Origin of the sequence: Simplicispira sp. (assembly GCF_028687295.1) — a bacterium.
Classification (GTDB): Bacteria; Pseudomonadota; Gammaproteobacteria; order Burkholderiales; family Burkholderiaceae_C; genus Simplicispira; species Simplicispira metamorpha.
In genome coordinates this window covers 1-11,587 of sequence record NZ_JAQUAL010000101.1, presented here as the reverse complement: position 1 = coordinate 11,587, position 11,587 = coordinate 1, and the positions used below count along the sequence as shown (strand labels likewise).

The 11,587-nt window shown below is 65.7% G+C and carries 5 protein-coding genes; all 5 read right to left on the bottom strand.

All coding sequences use genetic code 11. The features are described from left to right. Positions 1-308 precede the first annotated feature (308 nt). A complete protein-coding gene (locus tag PHX69_RS11420) occupies positions 309-1,481 on the bottom strand; it encodes an alpha-hydroxy acid oxidase (protein ID WP_288043806.1) in 1,173 nt (390 codons plus the stop codon). Between the two features lie 199 nt (positions 1,482-1,680). After that, positions 1,681-3,969 (bottom strand): diguanylate cyclase domain-containing protein, encoded by a 2,289-nt coding sequence (locus tag PHX69_RS11415; RefSeq protein WP_288043805.1) that lies wholly within the window; start codon positions 3,967-3,969, stop codon positions 1,681-1,683. A 42-nt stretch (positions 3,970-4,011) separates the two neighbouring features. Then, entirely contained in the window at positions 4,012-6,339 is a 2,328-nt protein-coding gene (gene pbpC, locus PHX69_RS11410) for a penicillin-binding protein 1C (RefSeq protein ID WP_288043804.1), read from the bottom strand. Between the two features lie 55 nt (positions 6,340-6,394). Then, entirely contained in the window at positions 6,395-7,459 is a 1,065-nt protein-coding gene (locus tag PHX69_RS11405) for a GGDEF domain-containing protein (RefSeq protein WP_288043803.1), read from the bottom strand. Positions 7,460-7,660: 201 nt separating this feature from the next. After that, positions 7,661-11,587: alpha-2-macroglobulin family protein (locus PHX69_RS11400; RefSeq protein WP_288043802.1), on the bottom strand; the 3,927-nt coding region annotated here is incomplete at its 5' end.

Genomic DNA, 11,587 nt, shown 5'->3' with positions numbered 1-11,587 from the left:
CCCCTTCTGGGCGTGCCGAGAAGCGCAGCGCCGGGCGGATCAGGGCCGCGCGCTGTTTGAGCCGAAGGCGAGTTTGCGCGGCCCCCGCCCGGCGTGAGCATCGCAGGTTGCCCCGCTGCGCAGCAGCGGGGTCACGCACAGCAGGGTCGCCTTTTCTTTGCTTACTTTCTTTTGGCGAAGCAAAAGAAAGTGAGTCGCCCGCCGGGGCGAGTCCCGGCTCCCGCCCTCAGCAAAAAGCCAAAAACCCAAAAACCCAAAAACCCAAAAACCCAAAAACCCAAAAACCCAAAAACCCAAAAACCCAAAACTCACCCCAACACAGGCACCGGATACGTCCCTGGCAGCAAGATAGAGTCGTCCACCGTGTTGATATCGGTACGGCCACAAAACGCCATGGTCGTATCCAGCTCCTTGTGGATGATTTGCAGCGCGCGGGTCACGCCCGCCTCGCCAAACGCACCCAGGCCGTACAAAAAGCTGCGCCCGATCAGCGTGCCGCGTGCGCCCAGCGCCCGTGCCTTGAGCACGTCCTGGCCACTGCGGATGCCGCCATCCATCCACACTTCAATATCGCGGCCCACGGCCTGAACGATGTCGGGCAGCGCCCGGATGGACGACGGCGCGCCATCGAGCTGGCGCCCGCCGTGGTTGCTGACCACCAGCGCATCAGCGCCGCTGTCAGCAGCCAGGCGCGCGTCTTCCGCGTCCATGATGCCCTTGAGGATGAGCTTGCCGCCCCAGCGCTTTTTGATCCACTCCACGTCGCCCCAGTTGAGTTCGGGGTCGAACTGCTCGGCCGTCCACGACGACAGCGACGACAAATCGCCCACGCCCTTGGCATGGCCGACGATGTTGCCAAAGCTGCGCCGCCGGGTGCCCAGCATCCCCAGGCACCAGCGCGGCTTGGTGGCCAGGTTGATGAGGTTGGCCAGCGTGGGCTTAGGCGGCGTGGAGAGGCCGTTTTTGATGTCCTTGTGGCGCTGGCCCAGGATTTGCAAATCCAGCGTCAGTTGCAGCGCGGTGCAGCCAGCGGCTTTGGCGCGGTCGATCAGGCGCTCGATGAAATCGCGGTCGCGCATCACGTAGAGCTGGAACCAGAAGCCCGGCCCGGCGTGCTGGGCCACATCTTCAATCGAGCAAATGCTCATGGTCGAGAGCGTGAAGGGCACGCCAAAATTGCGCGCCGCGCGGGCGGCCAGGATTTCGCCGTCGGCGTGCTGCATGCCCGTGAGGCCGGTGGGCGCAATGGCCACCGGCATGGCCACGTCCTGGCCAACCAGGGTGGTGCGTGTGCTGCGCCCGGTCATGTTCACGGCCACACGCTGGCGCAGCTGGATGGGGGCAAAGTCGGCCTCGTTGGCGCGGTAGGTGCCCTGGGTGTAGGAACCCGAGTCGGCGTAGTCGTAGAACATGCGCGGCACGCGGCGCTGGGCCACAACACGCAGGTCTTCGATGCAGGTGATTTTGGACAGATCGGTCACGGAAAATTCCTTGGCAAGGGGGTGAGCTGGCGGCCATGGTAGGCAGCCGGGGGCGGCGCGGCCATCAAAATAATTTCTGCCGGGATGCAACAAATTTCCAGGCGCTGCCAGATTCGCTTCTGGTTTGGATGCCAAAAGTGGCTGCATCGCCCGCTGGTATTGCGCCAGCAGCTACGCTTTCAGGAGCAAACCATCTGCCTCAGAGCGATGCCGGGGCCACGCGCTCGTGCTCTGCACCATCGCTGGCATACAGGCGAAAATGCCCGCGCCCGCCGCGTTTGGCGGCGTACATGGCGGCATCGGCGTGGCGCGAGAGCGCTTCAAAGTTCTTGCCGTGCTGCGGAAACAGCGCAATGCCGCCACTGACGCCGACCCGCACGGTGTGCGCTGACAGCACAAAGTCGGGCACGCAGGTGGCCAGGATTTTTTCTGCCACCACGCCCACCTGATGGGTGTTCAGCAGGCCCGGCAGCAGCACCACAAACTCATCACCGCCCTGGCGGCACACGGTGTCGGACTGGCGCACGGCAGCGCGCAGGCGCCGCGCAAACTCCACCAGCAGCTGGTCGCCCACGTCGTGGCCGAGCTGGTCGTTGACCTGCTTGAAGCCATCGAGATCAAGGTACAGCACGGCCAGTATCTTGCCGTCGCGCTGCGCTTGCGCCAGCGCGTGGCGGGCACGGTCTTGCAGCAGCACGCGGTTGGGCAGGTCGGTGAGCGCGTCGTACTGCGCCAAGTGGGCCATGCGCTCGGCCATGGCCATGGTTTCGGTCACATCGTGCAGCACCATCACCGCGCCGGTGAGCTGGCCGTGGCGGTCGATGATGGGGCTGGCAGATTCCTCCACCTGAAAACGGCGCCCATCCTTGCGGTGCAGCACCACGCCGCGCGTGGGCCCGCAGGCAATGCGCGCTTGCAGCGCCAGGCGCAGCGGGCTGGGCTGGGTCTGGGCGCCGTTGGTCAGGTACAGCGGCGCTACGGTGTCGATGTCGCGGCCTGCGGCATCAAACGCCTGCCAACCGGTCATGCGCTCGGCCACGGGGTTGAGGTAGGTGATGTGGCCCTCGGCGTCGGTGCAGACCACGGCGTCGCCAATGGACTGCAGCGTCAGGCGCATGCGCTCTTTCTCGCGGAACAGCTCGTCTTCCATGCGCTTGCGCTCGGTGATGTCCGTGACCTGCGCAAAAATGCCGCGCACCTCGTCTTTTTCGTAGTCGGGGGTGTAGGAGACGTAGGTGTGGCGCACCTGGCCATCGGGGCTGATCAGGGTGCGCTCGAACAGCTGTTTCTGGCCCTGCAAGGCTTTTTGCAGGTAAGGCAGCACCAGGGCAAAGTCTTCTGCGCCCAGCATGTCGGCGGCGGGCATGCCGCGCATTTCTTCGGGCGATATGCCAAACCAGGTGTCGCTCACGCGGTTGGCAAAGCGGTTGCACAGCTCCCGATCCCAGTAGCTGACCATGGAGGGCAGGTTGTCCAGAATGGTTTGCAGGTCGTGCTGGGTCTGTTGCAGCTGGGCGCTGACATGCTGGCGCCGCTGCAACTCGCGCGCAAACAGCACGGCCAGCCCCATGCAGGCGGCCATCAGCACCAGCGCAAACACGCCCAGCAAGGCGGCGTTATGGCGCCAGTCGGCCATCACAGAGTCAACCGCCCGGGCCACATTGACCACCAGCGGGTAGTTGTTGATGTGCTGGAAGGCGTACATGCGCTCGACCCCATCGAGCACGGCAAAGCTGTTGAAGGTGCCGCTGGGCGCTGACTGCAAAGTGCGCATGTTGGCGGTGCCCGCCAGGGATTTGCCCACGTCCTCGTCGCCGTAAGGAAAGCGCGCCACCACGATGCCATCGGCGCGCAACAGGTTGATGCCACTTTGCAGCCCCAGTTGGGCCGAGGCAAACAGCTTGTTGAAATACGCCACCCGCAGTGCGCCTACCACCACCCCGGCCAGACGGCCATCGGCGTGGTAGTAACCACGGCTCAGGGGCAGAACAAACTGGCCGGTGATAGGGCTGCGCACGGGCTGGCCCACGTGCAATCCGGTATGGCTGCCCTGCTGAAACGCTTGCAATGACTCCGTGTAGGGCCAAGGGTGCAACTGTGTCGCAGCGGTGGCGTTGGGGCCAGACTCCAGCACCACCCGGCCCTGGGCATCCAGCACCCAGATGCCTTCAATGCCGTGCATCTCCAGTGAATAGTCAAACAGCACGCGATGGCGCAGCGCTGGCACCAGCGCCATGGTCTGCGCATCGCCCAGACCAGCGACCACGCCTTGCAAGGAGTGGTCAAACGCCTCTACGGTGGTGGCAATGGCCTGGCTGAGGGTGTGGGCAAGGTTGACGTTGTTGCGGGTGGCAAAGTGCCACTGGTTTTCGCGCATCGTCCAGATCGCATGCGCAAACAAGCCACCGATGCCCAGAGAGAGCAGCACGGCCAACAGAATGAGGCGATGGGCGATGGAGATGCGCACGGCAAGCAGGTTTTGAAACAATTTGCAAATTGTAAAAGGCAAGCCTTGGTGGGGCCTGACGTGCTACGGCGCCGCGCGCAGCCCGGCGCCGCGCACTTCGATGCGCACCTCGTCCAGCACAGTGCCCTGGGCATCGGTCAGTTGCAGCACATGGCGTCCTGGCCAGGGCGGCCAGGCCAGCTGCGCGCCCCGCCCCAGCCCCTTGCCATTGAGCCGCCAGCGCAGCGCATCGCCCGCCCCCGCCGCGTTGGCCGATGCGGCCAACTGCAGCCGCTGGCGCTGGGGCGGGATGTCGGGGTCCAGCGCCACGATGGTGCCGCTGGCAGGCGCACTGATGCGCACGGCAGACAGGTCGGGCATGCGCGCATTGGATTGAAAGCTTTTTTGGCCTGTAGCGCGCGCCGGATAAGCGCTACCAGCTCCCAAATCCATAGCAAACAACGCCTGCGATGTGCCGGGCAGAAACCACTCCGGGCGCGGCGCTTCCAGCCATCCGCCGTGGGGCGCGGGGCCAAAGCGCACTGCCGTGCGCACCAGCGCGGGCGGCGGCTGGGGCGCGCGGCTGGGCTGGCGCGCGTGCAGGTAGGCCATCACACTGGCCCAGATGGGAGCGGCGCCACTGCTGCCGCTGACATCGTGCATGGCCGCGCCGCTGGCATTGCCCACCCACACGCCCACGGTGTAGCGCTGCGACCAGCCCACGGCCCAGTTGTCGCGCATATCCTTGCTGGTGCCGGTTTTCACCGCCGTCCAAAAGCGCGTGGCCAGCACGCTGCTCAAGCCAAAAGTGCGGGCGCGGGCGTTGCCGTCCGCCAGGATGTCGCCCACGATGAAGGCGGCGCCCGCATCCAGCGCAGGGGTGAAAGCGGGCGCGGGCGCCGCCCCGGCCACCGGCAGCAGCGCCGGTGCCACCGGGCTGAATCGCCCGCCATTGGCCAGCACGCGGTAGGCATTGGTCAGGTGCAACAGCGGCACCTCGCTGCTGCCCAGCGCCAGGCTGTAGCCAAAGTAGCCACCGCTTTCGCGCAGCGGCAGGCCCAGCGCGCGCAGCTGGTCAAAAAACGCATCGGGCGACACCATGACCAGCGCCCGCACGGCGGGCACGTTGAGCGATGCGGCCAGCGCCGTGCGCACCGACACCCAGCCCTTGAACTGGCGGTCGTAGTTCTGCGGGATGTACAGCCCGCTGGCGGTGGGGATGTGCGCGCTCGAATCCTCGATCAGCGACGCCGCCGTGAGCCGCCGCTGGGCAATGGCCTGCCCGTACAAAAACGGCTTGAGCGTGGAGCCGGGCTGGCGCAGCGCCAGCACGCCATCGACCTCGGCGGCCTGGCTCAGGCTGCCCGACGAACCCACCCAGGCCAGCACCTGGCCGCTGGCGTTGTCCAGCACCACCAGCGCGCCGTCTTCGACGTTGCGCCCGTGCAGCTCGCGCAGGTGCTGGGTGAGCGTTTGCACGGCAAAGCGCTGCAGCGGCGCGCTCAGGGTGGAGGCCATGCGCGGGGGCAGCCCGGCCTGCGCCTGCTGCGCCAGCAGGCGGCGGGCAAAGTGCGGCGCCACGCCCTCGCTGGCGGCCCAGGCGCGGCGCTGCAACGCGCCCTCGGTGAACAGCGCCAGCGCATCGCACTCGACGCGCGTGGCCTGCACTGGCACAACCGCAGCACTGCCCTGCCCGCCCGGTAAGGCTTGCACGGCTGGCCTACCCACGCCCGCAGTCTGCATCTCGCGCAGCACACCGCAGGCACGCTGGGCCACCAGCGCAGGCCGGGCGTTGGGCGCACGCACCAGGGCGGCGGCCACGGCCGCCTCGCGCGCGTCCAGGCCATGGGCGGCTTTGCCAAACAGCGTGCGGCTCAGGGCGTCCAGGCCGACGATCTCGCCGCGAAACGGCACCAGGTTCAGGTAGGCCTCCAGAATCTGGTCTTTGCGCCAGCGCCGCTCCAGCACCTGCGCGGCCACGGTCTGGCCCAGCTTTTGCACCACCGTGCGCCCGCCCGGTCGCTGGCGCAAATCACCCATCTCCGGGCTATCGAGCAGGCCCGCCAGCTGCATGGTGATGGTGCTGGCGCCGCGCGTGCGCTGGTTCCACAAATTGCCCCAGGCCGCTGCCGACACACCGCGCCAGTCCACGCCGCTGTGCTCGTAAAAGCGCTTGTCTTCCGACAGCACCATGGCCTGGCGCAGCGCTGGAGACACATCGGCCAGCGCCAGCCACTGGCCCCGGCGCACGCTGGCGTCCTGGCGCAGGCGCTGCAACACCTCGCCCTCGCGCGAGAGCACCAGCACCTCAGAGGGGCGAAAATCGCGCTTTACCTCATCAAAACTGGGCAAAGCCCAAGCGGGGCCTGCGCCAAAAGCTATCAAAAACAGAGCAAGCCTGGACCACTGCATGGCCACTGCTTGGCCACTGCCCAGGCTGGTACGTCTCCCACACCGCTGCGGCATGTCAAACACTTTTCATCGTCTTTTTCACGGCATACATGTGCTCATCGGCCTGACGGATAAGCGCCTCGGCAGAGACAAATTCGTGGGGCCCGGTTTGCGCATAGCCGATGCTCAACTTCGGACTGCCTGGCTGCTGCGCAATCAACCCCAGAAGCTGCCCTTCCCAGCTATTTCGGGCCTGGGCCATTTGGCAGTTGGACATAATGACGCAGAACTCGTCACCCCCATAACGAAAGCAGTAATCATCCAGCCGGGTGGCGATTTTCAAGGCTTTGGCCACCATCTGCAAAACCTCATCCCCGCGCTGGTGTCCCTGGGTATCGTTGATGGCTTTGAAATCATTGACATCTATATAAACCATGGTCACATGCTCGTTGCGCCGCTGGGCTGCGCGCAACACACGCGTCAATGTCTCAATCAAATGCCGCCTGTTCAATAACCCTGTCAATGGATCGGTTCTGGAAAGCTCTTCAAGCTGCATGGTGCGCTCCCGGACTTTTTCTTCCAGCACACGGGCATATTGCTCAGACTTGTCTTTTGAAATCTCTATTTCGGAAATCAGACTCCGAATATAAGTATCAAAAACAAGCGATATATCGAACATGATCAGTTTTTGCAGCGCCTCTGTCACCCGCAATTTTTCGTCGGCATCGGGGATGATTTCCTGAATTAGCTGAAACAACAGCTTCATCAATGTCTGCACCGCAGTGAGGTACAACTTTGGCTCGACACCAATGCGCTTGTGAACCAGTCCGATGCGCAGCCGGTTATTGACATACTCCATGTCGTAATACCCACTGAACAGATCCATCACGTACCTGATTTGCGCACTGCACAGCCGCCCCAGTGTTTCCGAGTCACCAATCAGCAATGCAATCTCCGGCACAGCTGTTTGCATGTCATAAAACTGATCCACCAGCGCGCTGATGCGGGCCTCGATGTATGGCTTTGCGCCCTTGAGCGCGATCTCATCTGTATCCAGAATAGAGAAAAGCGCCTTTCGGCTACTGATCTCAAAATCAGTAATCCGCATTTGCTCAAGCAAGGATTGGTCGGTCTTTTTCATTCGCAAACCTCGACTTACGGATCAATAATGCCTCGCAGCCCAAACCATTGGCCCACTGCAGGCAGATTCGCTTGATTGCGGCGCCGACGCAGGCACTGCAACATAGCATGCAAAAGCGCCATGCCGGGATAAGCCACTTCTTGTCGGGCCCCGGCAGGACTGGGTAGCTGCCGCCACCATGGCAACAGCCTGACCCAGGCTCTACGGAGCGGCCACTACGCGCACGCGGGTGTTGGGCGCCTCGCCAAACATCTCGGGCGCATACAGGGCCTCGGCACGGCTGGGGGGCAAAGCAAAGTCGCCCACGTTGTTCAGGCGCACGGTGTATTCCATCTTCACGGTGCCCTTGGGCAGGTACTCGTAGTAGCTGCGGAAGGACTCAAAGCTGCGCTCTTCAAACGCAGGCCAGCCCGCACTGCCGAACAGCCCCCCGCGCTGCTCGCCCTGGGTGGCGATGCCTGCGTCGCGCCCCAGACCGCTGCCCAAAATGGTGGCGCCTGCGGGGATGGGGTCGGTGATGGCCACCCAGGTCATGTCGGCCTGGCTGGTCACTTCCAGGGCCACGCGCAGCACGTCGCCGCGCGTGTACTGGCCCGGTGGCAGCGCCTTGTTGGCCTGATCGACCGGGGTAATGGTTTTACGGATGCGGTAGCCCGCGCTGAACGGCGCCTTCAGCGGCACAGCGGCCAGCGCTTGCAGCGTGAGCCAGGGCTTGCCGCTGCCCTGGTGGGTGACGGTGAGCGCCTCTTTGGCCGGTGCCGTGGTGGGTGCTGCGGCCCAAGGCAAAAACGCGGTATTGCCGCGCCACATGCCGGGTGCAGCAGGCGCGCCGAACGTGGTGCTTTGGTGCGCCGCGCCGCTGGCGTCTTGCGCGGTGGTGCGCGTGACTTTGGCCCAGTCCACGCTGGCGCTCTGGCTGGCCAGGCTGGCGCGGGTGGTGCCGGTGACGGGCGTGGCCTCGAATTGGGCGCTGAACTTCTCCAGTGCCAGCGCACCCCACAGGTTGGCCGTGGTGGTCTGCCAGGCGCCGCCCTGCTGGCGGGCGATAAAGCCGCTGGCCAGCCGACCCAGGTCGCCCTGCCAGGCCGGGTCGTCCATCACGGCCAGCAGCAGGCGGGCGGTGTTGACGTCGCCGTTTTGCATCAGCCACCACCAGTGGTCGTCCTGCTCGGTGCTGAAGAGGAGCTTGGTGCCCTGGTAGCTCAGGCGGCTTTGCAGAATTTGCTGGGCCTGGGCCAGGCGCTGGCGGCGCTCGGGCACATCCTGCACGCGTTTCAGGATGTTCAGCCAGTCGATCACGCTGTGCGTGGGCCACTGCTGCGGGGCGATGGTGATGCTGGCCAGCATGCGGCCCTGGGCTTTGCCGTAGCGCGACAGGGCCTCGATGGCAGCGAGCTTGCGTGCATCCAGGTCTTTGCGCGGGCTCCAGAAGTCGCGCTCGATGCGGCCTTCCACAAAAGCGGTCAGACCGCGCTCCAGTGGCGCACGCACCTCATCGGGCAAAGCAAACGCGGGGTTGAGCGCGGCGGCCTCGTGCGCCGCCGCCAGCAGGTAGGCGCTGAGCGTGTCGCTGCCCCGGTTGGCATCGCCATCGCGCGGCGGGAAGTACGTGGCCAGCCCGTCGTTGTCGAGATAAGTGGGCAGTTGCGCCACGATGGTGTGCCACAGCGCGGCATCGCGCAGGCCAATGGCTTTGCTGGTTTTTTGCTCCAGACAGGTGAAGGGGTAGCGCGCCCACCAGTCGCGCACGCCGGGCAGGCCCTCGGCCAGGGTGGGTTGCAAGGCCAGTTGGAGGCCACCGCGCCCGGGCAAGGCGTCTGCGGGCGGGCCTACAGGCAGGCTCAGGCTGCCATCGAGCTGCACCAGCGTGGCCTGCTGCACCGCCAGCGGCACGGCGGGGATGAGGCGCTGCGTCACTTTCAGGGCATCGCGGGCGCCGCTGGCGCTGTCTTTGGCGCTGATCTCCCACGCAATGGAATCGGTACGGCCCACTGCGGGCTGCGCGGGCGCAGTCACGTCCCACACCACTTCGCGCGCCTCGCCTGCCGGAATTTGCACCGTCTGCGGTGGCAATTGCAGCGGCGCGGCGCGTGGCGCCAGCTCCACCTGCATGGCCGCCTTGGTGGTGTTGCGCAGCGTGAACTGGGCACGGAACTGGTCGCCGCTGCGCACCAGCGGCGGCAGGCCGCTGATGATTTGCAGGTCTTGCGCGCTGCGGATCTGCGTGCTGCCGGTGCCGAACAGGCCTACGCCCGCATCGGCCACGGCCACGATGTGGAAGCTGGTCAGCGCATCGTTGAGCGGCACCGTCACCTGGGCCTGGCCGTTGGCGTCAAGCTGCACGGCGCCTTGCCACAGCAGCAGGGTATCGAGCAGCTCGCGCGTGGGCGCACGCCCGCCGCCGCCGCCCGCAGGCACGGCTTTTTTGCCGTAGTGGCGCCGGCCAATGATTTCCATCTGCGCCGTCGAGGTCTGCACGCCCCAGCTGCGCCGCTGCAACATGGCGCCCAGCACATCCCAGCTCTGGTTGGGCATCAGCTCCAGCAGGGCCTGGTCTACAGCAGCCAGCGCCACCTCGGCATGGGCGGCAGGTTTGCCATTGGGCAGTTTGACCTGCACCGTGACCTGGGCCTTGCCGCGCACCGGGTAGCTGGCCTTGTCAGCCAGCACCTTCACGCCCAACTGATGTGCGTGCGTGCCCACCTTGATCTCGGCCACACCCAGGCGGAAGGCGGGCTTGCTCAAATCGACCAGCGCCGTGGGCGCGGTGTACTGCTTGCCCTCGTACCAGAAGGCCGTCCACCACTCGCGCGGCGCTTTATAGCCCCAGGTGAACAGGCTGTACCAGGGCACCTCGCGCAGGCGCCCGCGCAGCGCCAGCACGCTGACGTACACGTTGGGGCCCCAGCCCTCCTGCACCTTCAGGCGCACGGTAGGGTCTTGGCCGTTGAGTTGCACCACCTGCGTCTCGATGATGCCCTCGCGTTCCACGGCCACCAACGCGGTGGCAAAGCGGAACGGCATGCGCACCTGGAATTGGGCCGTCTCACCGGGCTGGTAGTTGGTCTTTTCGGGCAGCAGTTCGATGCGGTCGTGGTTGTCGCCGCCAAACCACAGCTCACCCTGGCGCGTGACCCAGACAGAAGACGCGGCATCGAAGGTGTTGCCATCCTTGTCGCGCGCGGTGGCAATCAGTTCGACTTCACCGGGCTCGGCGATGGTGGTTTCGCACAGCAGCAGGCCGCGCGCGTCGCTGTGGCCGGTGCAGACGGTGCCCAGGTCTTTGGTTTCGGTGTGGCTGTCGTAGCTGTAGAAGCCCCCCACCATGCGCTTGCGGCTGGTGGTGGTGGTGCGGGCAATGGCCTGCACTTGCAACGGCACGCCCTCGGCGGCCTTGCCAGCGGGCGTCAGGGCCAGCGCCTGGAAGCGGATTTTCTGGCGCGCCGACACCCAGCCCTCCGTCTTGATCCCGGCCACCACGGCGGCGGGCCACAGGGTGTGCTGGCTGCTGAGGGTTTGCACCTCACCGCTGGGGTCGGCATAGGTGGCCTCGATGGCCAGCTGCTGGGCGGTGTTGGCGCGCGGCAGGTTCTCCAGCGTGACGCGGCCCTGGCCCTGGCGGTCCAGCGTCAGGGGCAGCTTGTCGGCCACCACGCGCTCATCCTGGGCGGCAGCGGCCTCTTCCTCGCCCTGCGCGGTGGTTTGCTCACGCGCACGCGGCGCTCTGAAACTGAAGGCGTCGTAATCGGCAAACGCCAACTCCTTGCTGCGCACCAGGGCCGACACGCGCACTGGCAACTGCGCTGCGGGCCCGCCCGAAACATAGTTGACCTGCACACTGGCAGGCACCGCGCGCACGTTGACCAGCGCCTTGCTGTCGGCCGGGCCGACACGGCCGGAGAACACCGGCAGGCGAAACTCCTCGACGCGAAACTGCCCCGAGGCCAGGCTGCGTCCGCCGCCCTCGCCCGTGCGCAGCTCCACCGCATACACGCCCAGTTTGGCCGCAGTGGGCACGGCAAAGCGGCTGTGTGCGCTGCGCCCGCCGGTGGCGGTGTTGCGCCAATCCAGCGGCTGTGTGTATTGCTGGCCGCTGCCCACGTGGGTGATGACCAGGGTGTCAGGCCA

What these genes read in the sequence shown, in the direction of transcription:
- pbpC (WP_288043804.1), bottom strand. Translation starts at nt 6,339, where the DNA reads ATGCAGTGGTCCAGGCTTGCTCTGTTTTTGATAGCTTTTGGCGCAGGC.
- PHX69_RS11405 (WP_288043803.1), bottom strand. Translation starts at nt 7,459, where the DNA reads ATGAAAAAGACCGACCAATCCTTGCTTGAGCAAATGCGGATTACTGAT.